General features: G+C 36.3%; 17 protein-coding genes and 2 pseudogenes. 9 read left to right on the top strand and 10 right to left on the bottom strand.

The genetic code is table 11. From position 1 onward, the window contains the following. The first annotated feature begins 30 nt into the window (after positions 1-30). Together pheT and ACJ5H0_RS05415 are read left to right on the top strand one after the other, a co-directional pair. Positions 31-2,433 carry a phenylalanine--tRNA ligase subunit beta gene (pheT, locus tag ACJ5H0_RS05420; protein WP_172278926.1) on the top strand — a complete coding sequence of 801 codons (2,403 nt, stop codon included), beginning with the start codon at positions 31-33 and terminating at the stop codon, positions 2,431-2,433. A gap of 145 nt (positions 2,434-2,578) precedes the next feature. After that, positions 2,579-2,989: an META domain-containing protein gene (locus ACJ5H0_RS05415; RefSeq protein ID WP_172278924.1), complete on the top strand. Its 411-nt coding sequence runs from the start codon at positions 2,579-2,581 to the stop codon at positions 2,987-2,989. A gap of 49 nt (positions 2,990-3,038) precedes the next feature. Here the strand turns inward: ACJ5H0_RS05415 and ACJ5H0_RS05410 are convergent, their stop codons facing one another. The 9 genes and pseudogenes from ACJ5H0_RS05410 to ACJ5H0_RS05370 all read right to left on the bottom strand — a co-directional run bounded on the left by ACJ5H0_RS05410 (position 3,039) and on the right by ACJ5H0_RS05370 (position 13,913). Beyond that, positions 3,039-3,278, bottom strand: coding sequence for a hypothetical protein (locus ACJ5H0_RS05410; protein ID WP_007845674.1), 240 nt, complete (start codon positions 3,276-3,278; stop codon positions 3,039-3,041). Between the two features lie 36 nt (positions 3,279-3,314). Continuing rightward, positions 3,315-4,631, bottom strand: coding sequence for a hypothetical protein (locus tag ACJ5H0_RS05405; protein WP_273648352.1), 1,317 nt, complete (start codon positions 4,629-4,631; stop codon positions 3,315-3,317). Between the two features lie 83 nt (positions 4,632-4,714). After that, the gene (locus ACJ5H0_RS05400) at positions 4,715-5,605 is read right to left on the bottom strand and encodes a 3-hydroxybutyryl-CoA dehydrogenase (protein WP_306612912.1); all 891 of its coding nucleotides are present in this window, start codon (positions 5,603-5,605) and stop codon (positions 4,715-4,717) included. 146 nt (positions 5,606-5,751) lie between these two features. After that, positions 5,752-6,033: a hypothetical protein gene (locus tag ACJ5H0_RS05395; RefSeq protein ID WP_411247890.1), complete on the bottom strand. Its 282-nt coding sequence runs from the start codon at positions 6,031-6,033 to the stop codon at positions 5,752-5,754. Between the two features lie 75 nt (positions 6,034-6,108). Then, positions 6,109-6,987: a CGA/CIA family class A beta-lactamase gene (bla-A, locus tag ACJ5H0_RS05390; protein WP_411247887.1), complete on the bottom strand. Its 879-nt coding sequence runs from the start codon at positions 6,985-6,987 to the stop codon at positions 6,109-6,111. A gap of 176 nt (positions 6,988-7,163) precedes the next feature. Beyond that, positions 7,164-7,670, bottom strand: coding sequence for a hypothetical protein (locus ACJ5H0_RS05385; protein WP_306612719.1), 507 nt, complete (start codon positions 7,668-7,670; stop codon positions 7,164-7,166). A gap of 15 nt (positions 7,671-7,685) precedes the next feature. Continuing rightward, positions 7,686-10,673 (bottom strand): hypothetical protein, encoded by a 2,988-nt coding sequence (locus ACJ5H0_RS05380; protein WP_411247884.1) that lies wholly within the window; start codon positions 10,671-10,673, stop codon positions 7,686-7,688. Between the two features lie 292 nt (positions 10,674-10,965). Continuing rightward, complete coding sequence (locus ACJ5H0_RS05375; protein ID WP_411247881.1) at positions 10,966-12,696, bottom strand: cellulase family glycosylhydrolase; 1,731 nt, start codon at positions 12,694-12,696, stop codon at positions 10,966-10,968. 247 nt (positions 12,697-12,943) lie between these two features. Next, a pseudogene (locus tag ACJ5H0_RS05370) lies at positions 12,944-13,913 on the bottom strand (Gfo/Idh/MocA family protein). 161 nt (positions 13,914-14,074) lie between these two features. Here ACJ5H0_RS05370 and ACJ5H0_RS05365 point away from each other — a divergent pair. The 7 genes and pseudogenes from ACJ5H0_RS05365 to ACJ5H0_RS05335 all read left to right on the top strand — a co-directional run bounded on the left by ACJ5H0_RS05365 (position 14,075) and on the right by ACJ5H0_RS05335 (position 20,045). Then, the gene (locus ACJ5H0_RS05365) at positions 14,075-14,728 is read left to right on the top strand and encodes a protein-L-isoaspartate(D-aspartate) O-methyltransferase (RefSeq protein ID WP_172278908.1); all 654 of its coding nucleotides are present in this window, start codon (positions 14,075-14,077) and stop codon (positions 14,726-14,728) included. A 3-nt stretch (positions 14,729-14,731) separates the two neighbouring features. Continuing rightward, entirely contained in the window at positions 14,732-15,124 is a 393-nt protein-coding gene (locus tag ACJ5H0_RS05360; RefSeq protein WP_273648344.1) for a DUF1801 domain-containing protein, read from the top strand. A 142-nt stretch (positions 15,125-15,266) separates the two neighbouring features. Beyond that, positions 15,267-15,530: a prevent-host-death protein gene (locus ACJ5H0_RS05355; RefSeq protein ID WP_172278906.1), complete on the top strand. Its 264-nt coding sequence runs from the start codon at positions 15,267-15,269 to the stop codon at positions 15,528-15,530. A 70-nt stretch (positions 15,531-15,600) separates the two neighbouring features. Beyond that, positions 15,601-16,578 carry a 2-hydroxyacid dehydrogenase gene (locus ACJ5H0_RS05350; protein ID WP_411247876.1) on the top strand — a complete coding sequence of 326 codons (978 nt, stop codon included), beginning with the start codon at positions 15,601-15,603 and terminating at the stop codon, positions 16,576-16,578. Positions 16,579-16,631: 53 nt separating this feature from the next. After that, complete coding sequence (locus tag ACJ5H0_RS05345; protein WP_172278902.1) at positions 16,632-16,925, top strand: hypothetical protein; 294 nt, start codon at positions 16,632-16,634, stop codon at positions 16,923-16,925. 282 nt (positions 16,926-17,207) lie between these two features. Then, a pseudogene (locus ACJ5H0_RS05340) lies at positions 17,208-19,194 on the top strand (urocanate hydratase). Positions 19,195-19,604: 410 nt separating this feature from the next. After that, positions 19,605-20,045, top strand: a complete 441-nt coding sequence (locus ACJ5H0_RS05335; RefSeq protein WP_345987849.1) for a hypothetical protein — start codon at positions 19,605-19,607, stop codon at positions 20,043-20,045. A gap of 71 nt (positions 20,046-20,116) precedes the next feature. On the opposite strand, the gene tpx is transcribed toward ACJ5H0_RS05335, so the two are convergent. Beyond that, positions 20,117-20,689, bottom strand: a complete 573-nt coding sequence (tpx, locus tag ACJ5H0_RS05330; RefSeq protein WP_273648339.1) for a thiol peroxidase — start codon at positions 20,687-20,689, stop codon at positions 20,117-20,119. Between the last annotated feature and the right edge of the window lie 129 nt (positions 20,690-20,818).

Here is a 20,818-nt window from a genome sequence, read left to right as displayed (position 1 = left end):
ATTTAACCGATAAAAAATAGATTTAAGCAGATGAAAATATCAAATAACTGGCTGAGAGATTACATAAAAACGGAATTGAAAACTGAAAGAATCGGTGAGTTCCTTACAGATATTGGTCTTGAAGTTGAAGGTATAGATAAATTTGAAAGTGTAAAAGGAAGCCTGGAAGGAATTGTAGTAGGTAAGGTCTTAACCTGCGAAAAACATCCGAATGCTGACAAACTCAAGAAAACAACTGTAGATGTAGGAAACGGAAAGGTGCTTAACATCGTTTGTGGTGCTCCTAATGTGGAAGCCGGACAAACTGTTCCAGTTGCAGTGGTGGGAACAAAAATCTACGATAAGACCGGAAACTTTTTTGAAATTAAAGAAGCAAAGATCAGAGGTGAAGTTTCACAAGGAATGATCTGCGCAGAAGATGAGCTAGGCCTTAGTGAGGATCATGGAGGAATCATGGTTCTTGACGAAGCACAATATGAAGTAGGAAAGAATTTTGCAGATTATTTTGAATTGGCAACTGATGAGGTAATTGAAATTGGTTTAACGCCTAACAGGACCGATGCTATGTCGCACTACGGTGTAGCAAGGGATCTTTATGCTTTTCTTTCAACCAATCAGCAAAAAGCCCAGTTCGAAAAGGTAGCTTCGGAACCATTAAATAATGAAGGTGCTCATAACTTTACTTTAGAAGTAGAAGATGCTGAATTATGCCCTAGATATATCGGAGCTGTTATTGAAGATGTAAAAGTAGCAGAATCTCCGGCATGGTTGAAAAACAGATTGAAAGCAATCGGTTTAAGCCCGATCAACAATATCGTGGATATTACCAATTATATTCTTCACGGATTCGGACAACCGCTCCATGCTTTTGATGCAGACAAAATTGCTGATAAAAAAGTAAAAGTAGGGACTGTAAAAAAAGGAACAAAATTTACGACTTTGGATGGTGTGGAAAGAACTTTAAACGGTTCTGAAGTCATGATCAAAGACGGAAAAGATAAACCGATGTGTATTGCCGGTGTTTTTGGTGGTGCCAATTCCGGAGTTTCTAATGAGACAAAAACAATCTTTTTGGAAAGTGCTTATTTTAATCCGGTAGCGGTAAGAAAAGGAGCTAAACTTCATGGATTGAACACGGATGCATCATTCAGGTTTGAAAGAGGAGTGGATCCTAACCTTACAAGAACAGCTATTACCCACGCTATCAAAATGATCCAGGAAATTGCAGAAGGAAAACTGGTTGGAGAGTTGCTGGAAGAATATCCAAAGAAAATTGAAGACAGCTATGTTATCATCAGGTTCTCTAAAATAGAACAGATTCTTGGAACTAAAATTCACAGAGAAAAAGTAAAAGAAATTTTAAAAGCTCTTGAAATTAAAGTTTTGAACGAAATTCAGAATGGTTTGGAAATTTCTGTTCCGGCTTACAGAGCTGATGTGACGAGGGAAATTGATGTTATCGAAGAGATTTTAAGGATCTACGGATATAATAAGATTGATGCTCCACAAAAGATATCATTTACACCTGTAAAGCTAAGCGCTAATGATCAGGATGAATTGGAAAACAATTGGGCAAGAACTTTACAAAGTTTAGGTTTCAATGAAGTAATGAACAACTCACTTACTTCTGTAAAAGATGAAACGGATGCTGTGAAACTTCTGAACCCTTTGAGTGGTGATTTGGCTTTCATGAGAAAATCGTTGTTGGAAGGGCTTCTTCAAAATTCCATTTATAATATTAACAGAAAGAACCAGGATATTAAATTCTTTGAGTTTGGAAAGATTTATCACAAAAGAGCTCAATATGAGGAAAGAAAACAGCTGGCTATTCTTGTTTCAGGAAGAGAGGTTGCTGAAAACTGGTTACAGCCGAAATCAGCAACGGATTTCTATAACCTGAAAGCTTATGTGAAAGTATTGCTGGAAAGATTGGCAATCGATTATAAAGAAGTTGCTTTGTCCGATAACAGATTCTCGGATGCAATTGCTTATGAAGCTGATGGAAAAGTATTGGTAAGAATTGGAAAAGTGGCTCCGGAATTATTGAAAGATTTCGATATTGACCAGGACTGTTTCTATGCCGAAATTGAACTTGAATTGGCTCAACAATTACGATCTGGGAATGAATTGAAATTCAGGGATATTCCTAAATTCAATAAAATCAGAAGAGATCTGGCATTGCTGATCGATAAGAATATAACATATCAGGAGCTGTATCAGACAGCCAAAAAGAATAAATCTCCTTTCATTAAAAACATCAATCTGTTTGATGTATACGAAGGAAAAAACCTTCCGGAAGGAAAGAAATCCTATGCGATGAGTTTTGAGTTATTAAATGAGGCAAAAACTCTTGAGGAAAAAGAAATTTCCGAAGTAATGGATTCTTTGATTAAATCTTTCCAGAAAGAATTCAACGCAGAATTAAGATCATAAATATAAAGAAACGGGCTAAAGCCCGTTTTTTTGTTATATACATTGATAACGGACAGGCTTTAGCCTTCTAAGAATAATAAAATTCTTTCAAAGCCGTTTAAATAATATAATTTCCGTAAATTTGGTTAAATCAAAAAAGAAAAAAATGAAAAATCTTTTTTTAAGTATAAGTGCAGCCGTGATTTTGGCGTCGTGCGGAACTATGTCAAGCGCATCTGCTTCAAAAGTAGGAAAATCTCAGCCTTCATTGGTCAATACAAAATGGACTTTAGCGGATAATGTAAAAGGGAAAGTTCCTACATTGAATATCGAGGGAGAAAAGATCAATGGAAATGCCGGATGTAATAACTATTTTGGTACGGTAAAGCTTGATGCTTCTACAGGTAATTTTTCAGCAGGGCAAATGGGTTCTACAAAAATGGCCTGTGATAATATGAATGTGGAGCAGAACTTCATGGATATGATGGGAAAAGCAAACAAATACGTAATTTCAGGAACAACTTTGGAATTGTATAAGGACAATCTTTTATTATTGAAATTTAATAAATCAGAATAAAAAATAAAAGGAACTCAATTGAGTTCCTTTTTTATGTTTTAGGGTTTTCTTATTCTTCCTCTTCTTCGTCGTATTTAGCTAATTCTTCGTCACACCATTTGAACGCTGCTTCTACCACTTTAGTAGCTTCGTCTGCCATGGTCTCTTCATCGTCTCCTTCCAAATCATCCAGCCACTCAACTTCTTCTTCCTCAACGTTCAAGATAAATCTTGGGTATTCTGTATGAACCACGAATAAATCCTCAGGAAATTCCGAATTGTCTGCTAATAAAAACTTTGGTAATTTCATTTTTTTAATATTTTAACTTTCTCAAAGATAATAAAATTATTGATATTTGTTCTTGTCGATCCTAATTTTTTGTAAAACTTTGTACTGGGTAAGTGTAGTTTTCTGTAGGGTATCTTGAGGCTTGAATGTCAGGCTTATATTGGAATTGACTGTGCTTATTAATTCTGCAACCTGTATTTTTTCCAGGTCTTCGGTCGTTTCCAAATAAAATGTGATAGGTTTATCCTTAAGATTTTCAGTCTCTAAAAATTGACTGATATTTTTTCTGTTTTCCAGATAATTGCCTTTTGAAAGCCAGGTAAAGAGTATTCCTGACAGCAAACTTAATGCTCCGATTGCATACACTTTTATATTGAAGATATCAAAGAGTCTTTTGAAGTACATTAGCCACAGAGGTAAGCTGAATGGAGCTAATAACCGATAATCTATAGGATTGACAGGATAAAAATACTGAACAAAAAAGGAACATATGATTCCTGAAATTCCAATAACAAGAAAGAACAGATCACTGTCAGATAACCGGATCTTAATAAAAAGAAATACCATCAGACAGATATTCAGAAATCCGATACCATAAATCACATTATTAATCAAACCACCTCCCGGATCTGCAATATGAATAAAAGGATTAAAAGTAGTAGCCAGACCCTGAAACAATTCAACCAACAGCTGTGAAGTAGGGTGGAGACCCATTTCTAAGGATTGCTTAATGTAGTTTTCATTAAAATAATCCAAAAAAGTAAACTTGTATAAAGCTACAAAACCACAACCAATGAAACCTGAAATAATGAAAGTACGGGCATACTTTTTTTTCCATACCAATAATCCGAAAAGCCCTGTTCCCCCCATAATAAACAATGAACTATAGCGGATATTATATAAGGCAATTAATGATAAAGAAAGATAAAATACAGCTTTTCCTTTTTCCAGTTGTCCAGTAATAATTAAATGTGCTGTATACAGGAATAAAAATACAAATGGAAGGATGAGCGCTTCACTCATCGTAAAAGAGTAAATTGAAACGAAACTGAATAAAGCACTGACGATAACAGATTCTTTAAAGAAAAAGTTTTTTTTCCAGGCAAAGGCCACAATAAAAAGAAAAGCCAGAATCCCGATTACTTTACTGCTCCAGAATTCGTCCATCCCCAGATATGTAAAAAGCTTAATACTTAACGGATATCCTACAGGTGTTGTCGTATTATCAATAGTCGGGAATACATGAGCAAATCTCATATACCGGATTGAATCCGGGCTTACCCTGCCTTTCTCATTGAGTAAAAAACGTAAAATGGTCATCATTACAATAATGATGACCAATGATATCTGAATATTTTTTTCTTTAATTTTCATTAGGGTTGTGATCAATGATAACAGCCAGAACAGACCGTTGTTCAAATGTATAACTTATAACTCACAACTGATAATCACTAGAATTATTTCGAGAACATTTTTGAAACTTTTTCAGCTTTTTTGCTTTCGGAGTAGTCATAAAAACCCTCTCCTGATTTTACTCCCAGTTTTCCTGCCATTACCATATTTACCAATAGAGGATTCGGGGCATATTTTGGATTTTTAAATCCGTCATACATCACATTAAGAATAGCAAGACAAACATCAAGACCAATGAAATCAGCCAGCTGAAGAGGTCCCATTGGATGAGCCATTCCAAGTTTCATTACCGTATCAATTTCTTCAACGCCTGCAACACCGTTATATAATGTTTCAATAGACTCATTGATCATAGGCATTAAAATTCTGTTAGCAACGAAACCAGGGTAATCATTTACTTCCACAGGCACTTTTCCTAAAGTTTTACTCATATCATAGATGATATCAAAAGTCTCTTTGGAAGTAGAGTATCCTTTAATGATTTCAACCAGTTTCATAATTGGAACAGGATTCATAAAGTGCATACCGATCACCTTATCAGCTCTCTTAGTTGCAGCGGCTATCTTTGTAATGGAGATAGAAGAAGTGTTGGTTGCAAGAATACAGTTTTCCGGAGCAAATTCATCCATCTGTCCGAAGATTTTCAGTTTCAGATCCTGATTTTCAGTAGCTGCTTCTACGATTAAATCAGCGGTTCCCACAGCTTCTTTTAACTCTGTAAAAGTGGTGATATTTCCTAAAGTTTCTGCTTTTTGCTCCTCTGTAAGGTTGCCTTTTGCAATTATTCTGTCGAGGTTGGTGGTAATGGTTTTTACTCCTCTGTCTAAAGCATCCTGAGAAACATCTACAAGATTTACTTTAAATCCGCTTTGCGCAAAAGTATGTGCAATACCATTTCCCATGGTTCCAGCTCCGATAACTACAACGTTTTTGATCATTTTTCCTTTAATTAAATTATTTTTTATAGATAGTTAAATTTCTTGAATTGGCTAAATCTGCTTTTGTGACGATCTGCGTTTCATCAAAGTTCACATTTCCGCTGTTGCTTTTTCTTACTGCATTTTGAGAAGATATAGCAGCCTTAAGTCCGGATATGAACTTCTTTTTTTTTAGTTTTTGCTAAGGAATCGATCCCGATATAAAGATTAAATTCCCCCTCCCGGCCCAGGCCGCTTTGTTTGTAAATTTCAAAAGGTTTTGTTTTATTCTTTTTTTGAAACTTTGATATGTAATTAATCACAGGATCTTCGGAAGGTGTTCCGCAACAAATGCTTGCGTAGCCTACCTGTAAATAGTTCTGGTTCTTTTGAGAAAAAAAGAAGCTGAAACAAAAAATGCTGAAAAGTATTGCTATTTTTTTCATTGTAATAAATAAGATTAGGTTTAATCACGCCCTAATTGAGCGCTTTTTATTTCGCTTAAAATTAAGCTTTAATATTTACTTACTAAAATCATCCCAAACTGCTTTTGAAATATCTGAAATGATTTTACAGTTTACAGCTTCTGTTTCCATAGAATTGCTTACAAATACAGCTATGGCATAATGTTTTCCATTAGGAAGGGTTACAATTCCCATGTCGTTTTCAGCACCGGTAAGCCCATCTTTATTTTTACCTGAAGAGCCTGTTTTATGAGCCACAGGTGTGTTTTTAGGAAGCTGCTCAATCAATTTGTTTGTTCCTGTTTTGGTGCCTAGCATTACCTTCATCAGGTAATCTGTGGAATTTCTGGAAAGTAACTGTCCCTTATAAAACTTTTTCAAAACCTGTACGATGGAGTTCGTTGAACTGTAATTTTGATATTGTGCATTCCAGTCTTTATGCATTTCATCTTCGTTAAAGCGAATCTGGAAATTTTTTATTCCTTTGGTATCCATAAATTTTTGAACTGTATCCGTTCCGCCAATTAACCTTAAAAGAATATCGCACCCATTATTATCACTCTGCGCAACGGTGAAGTCTATAATTTCACTTAAAGGAAGTTCAATATTACCATTGGGATATTTTTCTCTAAGTGGCGACCATGTATCCTCAAGAAGATCTGATTTTTTAACTAAAATCTTCTGATTTAACAACAGTTTTCCTTTATCTACTAAATTGAGAACAGTGGCAGCAATATGAAATTTGAAGACACTTTGCATGGGAAGCTTTTTATCTCCGCTTTTGCTGTAAAGTGATTGATTTTCCATTTCCAGTACAGAAACTCCTACAGTGGCTTTTTTGTCATTGATGATAGAATTTATTTTTTGTTCCAGGGCTGTATGCTGGGCAAAAGTAAATGTAGAAATCAAGAGAAAGAGAAATCCTGCTTTTTTCATAATGGTCAATTTATATCGCCGTAAATTTAAAAAATAAATCTCTTTACATGTATAACCATAGCTTAATTTATTAGGATATACTCAGGTCTTGACAATAGAAATGAATAATCCGGAAAAGGTACTCTTCCGGATTAAATAATATCGATTAATTGCTAATCTTTATAAGGCGCAATACATTAAAAGTATGTCCACTTGGTGCCATTGAACACGGCAACCTGATTAGTTGCCGTATCATAGACCATAAGTCCAGTTGGCGGAGAAGAGAATCTTTCCGACGGCTGGCTTATCGATGGCAATACAAGGGCCTTATCTCCCTGTTTTGCTTCTAGAATAAGTATTCCGTCTGCATCAGAAGTGTCTGACCCGATAATCATCTTTTTACCATTAGCATCCGAACCCGAAGGAGCACCTCCTGTAGTACCTCCTGCAGCAGGTGAATTCCATGCCGGAGTGGTACCTCCATAATATCTGAAGCTTCCTGTAGTGGTATCCCAAACCATAGTACCCTCACTTGCATTCATTGTGGTGGCATTTTCTACTTTAGGAAGTACGATTCCCCTGTTAGAGGAATTACCGAATTCTAATATGGTATTATTATTCGTGATGCTTTTCTTACCAATTGCAACCTGGGCATTAATGCCTGAGCTTATTAGCAATACTGAGATTAAGAATATATTTTTCATCTTGTATGTTTTTTTTTAATTACAGAAAATAGAAGTGGAAGTAGAGGTTCCTAAAGTTCTCCATTCTGTTCCATTATATACTTTAAATTCTTTTTTCGTGGTATCATATACGATCATACCCTTAAGTCTGTTTCCTGCGGGAATGTTATTAGCATCCGAAACTCTTGTAATTACCATTCCTTTAGATTTGGCATTAAGTTCCAGCCAAGTGTCAGAAGCAGATGGTAATAACCCCGGAATTGATGATATACCTACCTGACCTCCTTTTACAGTACTTCCTGTTATATTAAGATTAGCTTTTGCAAGGGTAAAATATGAATTACTGTTGTCTGCAAAATTGGGGATAACATCAATGGTATTATTTGTTCTTACAACCTTCTGATAAATAGAATTGGTAAATGACGGATCCTGAGAAATAAGCATGTAGTAGTTTTCTCCTGATGCAAGTGCAGGAATGTTGGTTGCATCGAAACGGAGATTGATACATCCTACTTTATTCGTATCGGTTGCTTTCCATTGAAGAGCAAGCGAATTGTTGAATTGGGTACCGTCAGCCGCAGTAATAGTCTTACCGGTAAAAGTCTGTGCTCCATTATTAGATGCAAAAATAAGGTATTGACCATCAGTCAGCTGATTAGCATGGGTATCATTTTGATTGATGAAATTATTATCTGTAGATGCAGTAATAATGTTGGTAGCTTGTCCGCCATCATTGTTGATGGATTTTGAGATCCGTTGGTCTAATCCACCACGTAAATCTTTTGCTACCCCAAAAATGTCATATTGGTATGTTCCGTCAGCAGTGAAAACAGGATTTCCGGTACTGTTGCGATAGTTGGTATCCGTGGTAAAATCCGCCAATGTTGTTCCATATTTTATGGCAAGATAACTTTCTACCTGGCGGCGCTCTGTTTCAGTTAAAGCAAATCCGAACGCAAGGTGTTCTGCAATCTGTGCAGTAACCCCTACCTCGTTACCTGGCATACTCGACTGGTTATTGGCGCCATATACAAATCCTCCTTGTCCTATGTATACAGTCTGCCCTGTAAGATTGGTTCCAATACCACTACCGTTTAATCTATGTTGTACGGTACTATTGGTCGCACTAAGACTTACATTGGAAATATTGGAAAGCGTTGTGCTCAAAGCCGGATTAAGTACTGTGTTGGTCGCATTATTACTGGTTGGGGTATTTCCTCTCGATAGATAATTAGCCTGTGTAAGAGTATTCCAATCGTAGATTGCAGCCCCGGCTGCTGAGTTTTTTAAGTCAAAATTAACTCCAAAAAAACGGTTATTGGCAGTCCATACATTATCTTTTATCACGTAAAACATTTCTAATTCGGAATTAGAACCTTCAAAAGGTGCTACACCTTCATTTCCTATCGCCTGATTGGTATTGGTAAAATCAATATAGGGGTTAAAGTTAAAAGTAGCAGCAGTAGTGGCATCATTTACCTGAACATAATTGGGTTTTGTAGTTACATCCGCAACCTGTGAGGTTTTAATCCCGAACATCTGGTCTACCCATTGGTTTACTGTTCCGGAGGCAGCGGTTACATCTTTATCTGCTCTGTTCCAGAAATTCCCCAACACTCCTCCGGGACCTATCGGAGTTCCTGCAATGGTAAAGTAAAAAGTGCCATTAGAAGTAAATCCGTTGAAAGCTTTAGAAGCTACTCTATAGGGTTCGCTAACATACTCCTCTCCGTCCACAGTATGGGTATTGGTGCCAATAGGTATAAAGTGAGTGTTACTTGAAAAATCACTCGTTGTACTCATGATCAGATATAGTGGTTTTTCACTCAATGTAAAACTGTTGATCAAACCTCTAAGAACATTGAAATATACGTCATCATTTCCATTTATATTGTAATTGCTGGTTTGGGCTTTCCACACTTTGGAAAACCGATGCGTAACCGATGGGAATCCTGAGTTGGTATAAGGGGTAAATCCAACTGTACCATTGGTTCCCCAGGTGAGAAATTCCCTATCGTTATCAAATGAGTTAGCCGCAGCATGTGTTGCATTGTCTTGGGAAGCAGAATTACCTAAACTGATCAGTATTTCGTTGGTACTGTTGATGCTTTTAGATTGAACTTGTTTCAGGGCACTTGCATCATCACGACCAATTCCTGCAATATTGTTAGAATAACCGGAATTGGATGCCGCATCCCATATGGTCGTACCTTGCGAATTCACATAGCTGTATGGTGTGGTCTGATCCATGGAAGTAGCATATTTAATAGCAAGATAAGACCGTACTCTTTGAAGTTCAGCATCAGTCAGTACCCGTTCGTATGCAATTACCTCAGACATATTCCCATCCGTAACTTCAGGTTGTGAACCTAATATGGAACCGTTAGCTGTTAATGCATATCCTGCCGCAAAAGTCCCTGGTGCAGAAGTAACAAAAGAATTGAGTCCATGTTTCATTCCACCGGCAACTCCGATTTCCCAGGAAACATCTGATAAATAAGTTTTTCCGATATCCAGTTTCTGATTAGGACTGTTAGGTGGATTGTACGGATAAAGCTGCATGGCTTTATTTCCGTTAAAACTTGCTGTCAATACAGGAGAATTGGCTTGCATAAGGCCTGCTCCGGTTCCTGTATTCCCGAATCCCAGGTAGTCCCGGTAAGTAGTGTCGGAGTTTCTATTGACAATAATAAAAATATTACCATTGAGCCTGTTGGCGGTAAATGGCTTACCCGATGGTACTACCATAAATCGTGCATCTGCACCTGTCGTTCCAAAGCTGACAACCGGATTAAAATTATACCTGGCATTGGCAGGTTGCAAAAAAGGTTGTCGTGAAGCGTTGGTTTGCGTGTAATTGTTACCGGCAGGGGACTGGTCAGTCCATTGGGAAGAAGTAAACCCGTTATCTGCCTTAAGCCAGATTCTCAAATCTCCTGATACTCCTCCTGGTGCCTGCGCATGAGCACCAAAAGATCCTATCAGTATTCCGATTAAAGAATACCGAAAATTTTTTTTTTTCATCATTTATTAATTTACAATTATAACGCATATCTAAAATGATGCCAACGACTGATACACTGTATTTTACGTGAAAATAAGTGTTGTGTTTTGAGAGCTTAAGTCTGTTTTTTTATGTATATTTTTTACGTAATCTACAGTTCAATTAAAAAATTAATAAATAAAGCTGAAATAAATTATTTAAGGAATAAAATTAAAAAAAAATGTTAATTCTATTTTTTTTATTTTAAATCACGCTATTATGAATAAATTTATTTAGGCTGTTTTGAAATACTTCTATTTTATTTTATTGTGGTTATTTTACTTCAAAATAATTAACATCAACGCCGTCATTTTCAAAAATGATTCTGATCTTGTTTTCCCCTTTTTTAAGATTAACGTTCTTCACAGAACTAGTTTTCCATTGATTTTTTCCTCCTGTTGATGCCAGTGAAACAACTGCAAGCTGTTTTCCTGCGGCGTCTTCAATTCTCAATTTCGAATCATTACCAGCGGCATATCTTATACCGAAGGTATATGCTTTGTCTGCTTTACTATTAATTGTGTATTGCAACCATTCTCCTTTTTCGGTTTTTCCTACATAATACGCATTAGTTACTTTGTCATTACACAAATAAATATCCACTCCGTCATTTCTCATCTGGTGACCTGCATTCCATTCAGATCTTTTGGCAGGATCACTAACCCACAGATTGATGAAGTCTTTATCCAGATATGCTGAACCCATTCTGCCCAAATCATAGTCGGTAGCAAAGATTCTTCCCGGTGCCTGATGATTTTTAAATGGTTTTGTAGAGTCATCGGTTACCTGTCTGAACATAGCATCGATAACGTCTCTTTTTATTTCAACATTACTGAATTTATAATTATCTGCAATTTTCATTAAAGCTTTTGTTGCAAATTCTTTTGAAGGTTTTTCACCTCCGTTTTTCCAATAGTCTAACAGTTTCTGATACTCGGGTGTAATTTTTACATTGGCAATTCCTGCCGTATTATCGATCTTTTTCATTGGCCAGAAAGCATAGCCAATATTGTGTTTATTCATCAGCTGGGTCAGTTCCGTAAACCATACATTAGAGTTTTCCCCTGTTTCTCCCAACCATATCGGAATATTATGCTTTTCTCTTAAATCCAGAATTCCTTTTATGGTCGCGTCATCATTGTTGTTCCAATATTTATGGAAGCTGAAGACCAGATTATTATCCCAAAGAGGAGTCAGGCCGTTATAGTTGTTTCCCCATCCGTTTCCTTCCAGAATAATGATGTGTTTTTTGTCCACCTCACGGATGGCTTCTGTAATTTCTTTCTGGAATTTCCATAATGGGGCATTTGACATTTCATCTGTTCCGTTAGGATTTTTTCCTGTGAAATTGATGTTAGGCTCATTGATGAGGTCATAACCACCTATCCATGGTTCATCTTTATAACGTTCTGCCAGCTTTTTCCAGAATGCAATGGTTTTTTTCTGATTTTCTTCATTTTCCCAAAGTGACGGTTTAGATTTATCGTTGTCTGATATGTTTACATCATTTCCCTGGCCTCCAGGAAGAGCATGAAGGTCAAGAACCAGATACATTTTGTTATCAGCGCACCATTTCAGAAGATCATCCGTCATTTTAAAGCCTTCTTCAAGCCATGTATTCTGTCCTTTTACGGGCTCTTGTTCAATTGGCAATGTGTACAGGTTATAATGCATCGGAAGCCTTATAGAATTAAAGCCTGCTTTTGCAAGCATATCAATATCCTGTTTGGTTATTCCGTTTTTCCAGTATGCTTTATAAAATTCTTTCATCCCATCTTCACCGATCAATTCAGAAATCTTTTGCTTGATTTTATACTGGGGACCTGCAAAATCTGCTGTTTTGAGCATGTATCCTTCCTGCAGCATCCATCCTCCCAAGCCTAGGCCTTTTAGCTGGATATTCTCACCTTTGTCATTAACTATTTTTTGACCGTTTGTTTTCAATAATTGTGATGTCCCAAATTGAGACAATAAAAGTGCGGATATTAGGATGGTTCGTTTCATAGTTGGATTTTATAAGATTATGGGATTGATTTTAGAATTATAAGTTTACTAATCACAAATATATTTAAAAATTATTGAATTAAAATTAAAAATCCTCTTTAAATATATAAACAATTTAAAGAGGAAGTATGATTGTATTTTTACCACAGCCATTTAAACTGAAAGGCTTTCTTGGATTTAACCTTATTAAACAGGTTTTAAAATAATATCAGTGATTAAATGTGAAAGTCCAAAGTGAAAAGAGTAGTTATTTGCTTGTGATTAATTTCATAATTTCCAATGCTACTTTTAGCGCTTCAGTTCCGTCTTCCAGTGATACTTCTACATTTTTATCTTCAGTAATGGAATCGGCAAATGAGTTGAGCTCATCTAATATGGCATTGTTGGGCTGGATGTTAGGATACTCGAATAAAATCTGATTCTTTTCTCCTTCGGCATTTTCGATGATCATGTCGAATGGAGTAGGTGTTTCCGGAGCATCTTTCATACGGATTACTTCTGCTTTTTTCTCAAGGAAGTCAACAGAAATGTAGGCATCTTTTTGAAAGAAGCGACTTTTTCTCATGGCTTTCATAGAGATTCTTGAAGTGGTAAGGTTGGCAACACATCCGTTTTCAAATTCTATTCTGGCATTCGCAATATCTGGAGTTTTACTTACGACACATACACCGCTTGCATGGATGCTTTTTACCTTAGATTTAACTATACTCAATAAAATGTCCAGATCGTGGATCATCAGGTCCAGGACCACAGAAACATCGGTTCCTCTTGGATTGAATTCAGCCAATCTGTGGATTTCAATGAACATGGGATTTTTAATATAATCCTTAGTTGCCATAAAGGCAGGATTGTACCTTTCCACGTGTCCTACCTGTGCTTTTATTCCATTTTCACGGCACTTATAAAGGATTTCTTCAGCTTGTTCAAGCGTTTGTGTTACCGGTTTTTCAATGAAGAAATGCAATTTTTTTTTCAATGGCCTTTAATGCATAATCATAATGATAAACCGTAGGCGTTACAATATCCAGCATATCAATCTGATTCAACAGATCATCAAAATTTTCAAAATAGGTATAGCCAAACTCGGCTTCCAATTTTTTTCCGTTTTCTACATCTTTATCATGAAAACCTACAAAATCATACTTATCTGATTGATTGAGAAGCTTTAAGTGTATTTTTCCCAAATGTCCGGCACCTACCAAACCTGCTTTCAACATAGCTTTTTTAATTTGTGTAAAGATATAAATTAGGTATGATATTTCAGATATAAAGACTTTTGACTTTAATCATCAAAAATTAAGGTAGCTTCCTGAAATCTGAAATCTAATTCTTACTTTTGTGTGAAACTAGCACCAGCAACCTAATAACTACTATCTAAATGACGCAAGACTCGTTTGTACATAAAGGAAAAAGAAAGATTTTAGTTGAATATCTTCAACAGAGAATTGGGATTACGGATCAAAATGTACTTTCGGCAATGAATGAAGTTCCGAGACATCTTTTTATTGAAAGTATTTTTGAAGACTTCGCTTACGAAGACCGTGCTTTTCCCATTCTGGCCCATCAAACCATTTCGCATCCTTCAACGGTTGCAGAGCAATCAGAGCTTTTACAGGTAATCCCGGGAGAGAAAGTTCTGGAAATTGGAACAGGATGTGGGTATCAGACTGCTGTGTTATTGGCAATGAAAGCCCTGGTGTATACTGTAGAAAGACAAAAAGACCTGTTCGATTTTTCTAAGAAAAAATTAAGGGAGCTTAATCTTTTTCCAAAATTTCAGAGTTTTGGTGACGGTTTTGCAGGATTGCCAACTTTCGCTCCATTTGACAAGATCATCGTTACATGTGGAGCTTCAGTGCTGCCCGTGGAATTACTAAAACAATTGAAAGTAGGAGGGAAAATGGTGATTCCACTTGGACCGACAGATGAACAGGTACTGTACAGGTTTACAAAAGTTTCGCCTACGGAAATTGAGAAAGAGGAATTCGGAGCCTATAAATTTGTACCTATGCTCAATAATACCAATTCTTAGTTAATGATAAATCCTGACATATCAGATTATAATAACGCACAGTCCCCATCAGATCAGGAGATCTGCACAATGCTTTCACTTGTTATTGATCAGGAGCTGGAACATGCTGAAAATAAGATATGGCACAGGCATCCTGTGTGGTTTCTGGAAGGGAATCCGATTGTAGGTTACAGTAAGCTTAAAGATTCTGTACGGCTGATGTTCTGGAGCGGGCAATCATTTGATGAAGACGATTTAAAGACCGAAGGTTCATTCAAGGCAGCAGAAAAAAGATATACGTCTCGTGAACAAATCAATACAGCTGATCTGAAAAGATGGCTTATGAAATCTCAGCAAATTCAGTGGGACTATAAAAATATTGTTAAAAGGAAAGGGGAATTGATAAGATTAAAATAAATTCGTGATATGATTCAAAATTTCTATAATCGTTTCTAGGCTTTTCGTGACGGAGGATTGAAAGAAAAATGACAAATCGGCACTGATTTTCGGAACAGAAATTGAAGCTTTTCTATGACGAAATCACTTAAATCTTATGATTATGGACACAAACAGATTTAAATCGTCACACGACTTTAGTAATATTCAGAAAAACATTTACAATAATCCGGGATATAATGTAGAAAGTCATTCTCAAAAAGCAAAGGATTATTTCAATGAAATGAAGAGCCGAAATCAGGAAGCAACAAAACAGGGTTTTATAAGTCAAGCACAGAAATCGGCGAAAGAGGTCCGCGATGAAATTCAGAAAATGGCTTCCGGGGTCGGCGATAAAAATAGAAGAGAATCAGAAGAGAAGAAGTAATTTTTATATTAAAGTTAAAGCCTCACTTAGACAATGGGTGGGGTTTTTTATTGGAAAAAAAGTTAAGATAATGAAAGTATTCATCAATAAAAGAATTCCTGAAGCAGGAATAAAAATGCTGAAAGAGGCTGGAATGGATGTTATTATCCCTGAAAATGATCAACTTTCACATGAAGAGTGGATAAACTATTGCAAGGATACCGATACCATTCTCAATGTAGGAACCCATTCATTTGACAAGGATTTTTTTAACGAATGCCCTAATGTGCAAGCAATTGCTTTATATTCTGTTGGTTTCGATCATGTGGATATTCAGGAAGCGACCCGTAGAAATATACCGGTTGGAAATACACCGGACGTCCTAAGTAAAGCTACCTCTGATGTTGCGTTTTTGTTAATGCAATCGGTGGCAAGAAGAGCAAGTTATAATTATGGGAAGGTAAAGGAGGGGAATTGGGGAGATTTTGATCCCCTTCATGCATTAGGACAAGAGCTATACGGCAAAACCCTGGGGATTTTCGGTTTGGGAAGGATTGGTTTTGAAATGGCAAAGAAATCCCTGAAAGCTTTTGATATGAATATCATTTATCACAACAGGCACCATAACGAAGAAGCTGAAAGGGAGTTGAACGCACAATATGTTTCTTTTGATGAATTGATCAGGCAGTCTGATGTTCTGAGTATTCATGCCAGTTTTATTCCTGAACATACAGAACTTTTTAACCGATCGGTCTTTGAGAAGATGAAACCCGATGCTATCTTTATCAATACGGCAAGAGGAGGTTTTCATCATCAGGGTGATCTCTATGAAGCTTTGGTTTCAAGGGAAATATGGGGAGCAGGACTGGATGTTACTAATCCTGAACCTATTGTAAAAGACGATCCGATCCTCGAACTTTCCAGTGTATGTGTATTGCCTCATATAGGATCCGCAACAGTTGAAGCAAGGAATGGAATGGCAAAATCAGCAGCGGAAAATATTATTGCTTTTTCAAAAGGAGAAAAAATGCCACATTGTGCTAATCCTGATGTTTATTCTGAGCAATAAACAGAACTTGGAATTATTTTTGTTCTCTATCAGTAACACTAAATACAAATACTATGATACCAGAAGATAACATCAACGAACAAAACAGAAAACTGAGAGAGATGGATTACAATCCTAATGAAGATTTCTTCAATAAGGAAAAGCATGTTCCTTTAGACGGGGATGGAAATCCTATTCTCGATGAAAATGAAGACAGTTATGATATGGAAATGGATCTGGACGTTCCGGGATCTGAAGAAGATGACGATATGGAAGAGATTGGATCCGAAGATGAAGAAAATAATTACTGGAGTACCAGTGATAACGATGATGATCATGAAGAGGAAAATGATGATGTCCTTACATAATAAGATAAAGATTTGCATTCATATATTTAAGATGGTAAAATACACCTTACTCAACCGGGTAAGGTTTTTTATTGCCTTTAGATTGGTTGTTATACTTCAAAACGCTGATACATAATAAAACAGGTTAATGGCTTTATTTTTTTTGGGTTGATCTTAAAATTGATATACATTCTGGTAATAGCTTTCGGAGAAAGGGAATTTTTTATGTTTTCATTGCATTATATTTTCTATTTTGAATATCTTTAAAACTTTGAATTTTAAACGAATAATTTACTCATTGCTATGACATTCCAGGAACTTATACAACAAGGTATACCTAGCGTATTGCCACCATTCAAACCATACGAAACCAATATAAATCACGCTCCCAAACGTAAAGAAATTTTGGGTAAAGAGGAGAAAAAGTTAGCATTAAAGAATGCTTTACGTTATTTTGAGCCTAAATTCCATGCAGAATTATTACCTGAATTCAGAGAAGAGCTTGAGCAGTATGGCAGAATTTATATGTATCGATTCCGTCCGGATTATGAAATGAAAGCAAGACCTATCACTGAATATCCGGGGAAATCGGAACAGGCAAAATCTATTATGCTAATGATTCAGAATAATCTGGATTATGCGGTAGCACAACATCCCCATGAGCTGATAACGTATGGTGGAAACGGAGCTGTTTTTCAAAACTGGGCACAGTATCTTTTAACGATGAAGTATTTGTCTGAAATGAATGATGAGCAAACCCTTGTCATGTATTCCGGACATCCGATGGGATTATTTCCTTCGCACAAAGATGCGCCACGGGTTGTGGTAACGAACGGAATGGTTATTCCAAACTATTCTAAGCCCGATGATTGGGAGAAGTTCAATGCGTTAGGGGTTTCCCAATATGGGCAAATGACTGCAGGAAGTTATATGTACATCGGTCCGCAGGGAATTGTTCATGGAACAACAATAACAGTACTGAATGCTTTCAGAAAAATAAATAAAGAAACAAAAGGTGGCTTATTTGTAACTTCAGGATTGGGAGGAATGAGCGGAGCACAACCAAAAGCTGGAAATATTGCAGGATGTATTACCGTGTGTGCTGAAGTAAATCCTAAAATTACAAAGATTCGTCATGATCAGAAATGGGTAAACGAAATCCATGAAAATGTAGATGAGCTGGTAGCAAGAGTGAGAAAAGCGCAGGAAAATAAAGAGACTGTTTCATTGGCTTATCTAGGAAATGTAGTTGAGGTTTGGGAAAAGTTTGATGAAGAAGGTCTTAAGATTGATATCGGTTCGGATCAGACATCGCTGCATAATCCATGGGCGGGAGGATATTATCCTGTGGGACAAAGTTTTGAAGAATCAAATACGATGATGGCGGAAAATCCTGAATTATTTAAAGAAAAAGTTCAGGAAACTTTAAGGAGACATGCAGCTGCCATTAATAAACATACAGAAAAAGGAACTTACTTCTTTGATTATGGTAACGCCTTTTTATTAGAAGCTTCAAGAGCCGGCGCAGATGTAATGGCCGAGAATCCGACATTAGGAAGGGAATTCAAGTTTCCAAGTTATGTTCAGGATATTATGGGACCAATGTGCTTTGATTACGGTTTTGGGCCATTCCGTTGGGTTTGTACGAGTGGAAAGCCGGAAGATCTTCAAAAAACAGATGATATCGCCTGCAGGATATTGGAAGAAATTCAGCAAAATTCTCCGGAGGAGATCCAACAGCAGATGAAAGATAATATCCAATGGATCAAAGGTGCACAGGAAAACAAATTGGTTGTGGGTTCACAGGCAAGGATACTATATGCCGATGCAGAAGGAAGAATGAAGATCGCTGAAGCCTTCAATAAAGCTATAAAAAACGGAGAAATAGGACCGGTGGTATTAGGAAGAGATCATCATGATGTATCGGGTACAGATTCTCCGTACAGAGAGACTTCCAATATTTATGACGGTTCAAGATTTACAGCGGATATGGCCATCCACAACGTAATTGGTGATAGTTTTCGGGGGGGCGACCTGGGTTTCTATTCACAACGGCGGTGGTGTCGGTTGGGGAGAAGTAATCAACGGAGGTTTCGGAATGTTGCTGGATGGGAGTGATGATGCTGACAGAAGGTTAAAGTCTATGCTTTTCTGGGACGTGAATAACGGAATTTCAAGAAGAAGCTGGGCGAGAAATGAAGGAGCTGTTTTTGCTATCAAAAGGGCAATGGAAGTAGAGCCGAATTTAAAAGTTACCCTTCCTAATATAGTCGATGATAATTTATTATAATTTTTGAAAAAATATTCAATAAAAAACTTTGCTTATTGCAAAGTTTTTTTATTTTTATATAAAACCATGATGAAAAGAAAATTTCAACTGCTAATATTTGTGATGAGGTTTGGAATGAAATGCAACCCAATCAAAACAGCCTGTTTTAAAGAGTTCACAGTAAAGAGATTTAAGACTTTAGTAATTTTTCCAATGAAGATTTGATCACGAACTTGAATAAGGATAAAGATGCATGTAGAAAATTTTAATGAAAATTAGTTAAACAGAAATTTAAATTTTTCATCGGTTAAGAAAAAATAGCTTTGGGATTGCCACAACACATGGAGATTGTTATCTCAAGCAAAATAAAATAAGAATAGGTGTAGATAATTATTTATTAAGTATAATCCGTTTAAATTTAAAGTAAGCCTTTGAAAAGATATACCGCAAAATTTGAAAAGAGGCAGTTGGTCTTGTTTTCAGAAAATAATTCAGAGATCGGAAAAATTGTAGAAGCAAACAAATTGATCTCATGGAAAAGATACATTGTATGTGATTCTAAACGATATCATATTAAAAATGTAGGATTTTTATGGAATGATATTGAACTTTCGGATGGTAGGAAAGTAATTTATTATACAGATTTTGGAAAAGATCTGATTATAAAAGCAGATGAATCGGATATAAAGATTTGTCGTTTCACATCAGATAAAGGAATGCAGTTGTACGAACAAAAGAAATTAATCATTGATATTCAAACCCACAGGAAATGGTTTGGAAATCCTGTTTTCAGCATTGAGGTAGATGATTCAGTTGATGATGCATTGGCCTTATTATTTTTGTATTATTCTTCAGCGAGCTTAATGAATTAGATTCATTATTTTAAATAAAAAACCTCCACCAATTCTAATTGACGGAGGTTTTTATCCTATACGATGAACACTTAATGTTTCACAGCTTTAATAGCTGCTTCGTAATCAGGTTCTTTTGAAATGTCTGCTACCTGCTCTTCATATACAATTTTTCCTGAAGGATCAATTACTACGACGGCCCGGCTTAAGAGACCTTTCATCATAGAATCGGTGATCTCTACACCGTAAGTTTTTCCGAAATCAGAGCGGAAATCAGAAAGCATAACCACATTTTTTATCCCTTCGGCTCCGCAAAATCTTTTTTGTGCAAACGGCAGATCTTTAGAAATACAAAGAACTACTGTATTGGGAAGGTTAGCTGCATCCTCATTGAAATGTCGGACTGAAGCTGAGCAAACACCGGTATCTACACTCGGAAAGATGTTAAGAATAAGAAATTTTCCTTTGTAGGAATCCAGGGTCTGATCTTTCATTGAAACATCGGTAAGGGTGAACTTTGGCGCTGCTTTATTTACGGCCGGTAGTTTGGAATACGTTTGTACCGGTTTCCCTCCCATCATAATGGTATTGGCATTATGGGAGTTTTGAGCAAAAAGGAATACAGAAACAGATAATAGCGTGGTGAAAATTAATTTTGAAAACATTGGATTTTATTTTAAGACAAAATTATTCTTTTTTTGGATTGAATATTAATTTTAATTCAAACAGTCTTTAAATAGACCGAATCTATTAGCTGACTATTTTTATAATCATTTGTAAGGTCTACCTTTATT

Origin of the sequence: Chryseobacterium proteolyticum (genome assembly GCF_046591535.1) — a bacterium.
In the GTDB taxonomy this organism is placed as follows: domain Bacteria; phylum Bacteroidota; class Bacteroidia; order Flavobacteriales; family Weeksellaceae; genus Chryseobacterium; species Chryseobacterium proteolyticum.
The sequence above is the reverse complement of the archived record's forward strand: the minus strand, read 5'-3'. Positions and strand labels throughout refer to the sequence as shown.

Bases quoted from the DNA above. Each gene is read 5' to 3' on its own strand.
- pheT (WP_172278926.1), top strand. From the start codon at position 31: ATGAAAATATCAAATAACTGGCTGAGAGATTACATAAAAACGGAATTG.
- ACJ5H0_RS05415 (WP_172278924.1), top strand. From the start codon at position 2,579: ATGAAAAATCTTTTTTTAAGTATAAGTGCAGCCGTGATTTTGGCGTCG.
- ACJ5H0_RS05410 (WP_007845674.1), bottom strand. From the start codon at position 3,278: ATGAAATTACCAAAGTTTTTATTAGCAGACAATTCGGAATTTCCTGAG.
- ACJ5H0_RS05405 (WP_273648352.1), bottom strand. From the start codon at position 4,631: ATGAAAATTAAAGAAAAAAATATTCAGATATCATTGGTCATCATTATT.
- ACJ5H0_RS05395 (WP_411247890.1), bottom strand. From the start codon at position 6,033: ATGAAAAAAATAGCAATACTTTTCAGCATTTTTTGTTTCAGCTTCTTT.
- bla-A (WP_411247887.1), bottom strand. From the start codon at position 6,987: ATGAAAAAAGCAGGATTTCTCTTTCTCTTGATTTCTACATTTACTTTT.
- ACJ5H0_RS05385 (WP_306612719.1), bottom strand. From the start codon at position 7,670: ATGAAAAATATATTCTTAATCTCAGTATTGCTAATAAGCTCAGGCATT.
- ACJ5H0_RS05380 (WP_411247884.1), bottom strand. From the start codon at position 10,673: ATGAAAAAAAAAAATTTTCGGTATTCTTTAATCGGAATACTGATAGGA.
- ACJ5H0_RS05375 (WP_411247881.1), bottom strand. From the start codon at position 12,696: ATGAAACGAACCATCCTAATATCCGCACTTTTATTGTCTCAATTTGGG.
- ACJ5H0_RS05365 (WP_172278908.1), top strand. From the start codon at position 14,075: ATGACGCAAGACTCGTTTGTACATAAAGGAAAAAGAAAGATTTTAGTT.
- ACJ5H0_RS05360 (WP_273648344.1), top strand. From the start codon at position 14,732: ATGATAAATCCTGACATATCAGATTATAATAACGCACAGTCCCCATCA.
- ACJ5H0_RS05355 (WP_172278906.1), top strand. From the start codon at position 15,267: ATGGACACAAACAGATTTAAATCGTCACACGACTTTAGTAATATTCAG.
- ACJ5H0_RS05350 (WP_411247876.1), top strand. From the start codon at position 15,601: ATGAAAGTATTCATCAATAAAAGAATTCCTGAAGCAGGAATAAAAATG.
- ACJ5H0_RS05345 (WP_172278902.1), top strand. From the start codon at position 16,632: ATGATACCAGAAGATAACATCAACGAACAAAACAGAAAACTGAGAGAG.
- tpx (WP_273648339.1), bottom strand. From the start codon at position 20,689: ATGTTTTCAAAATTAATTTTCACCACGCTATTATCTGTTTCTGTATTC.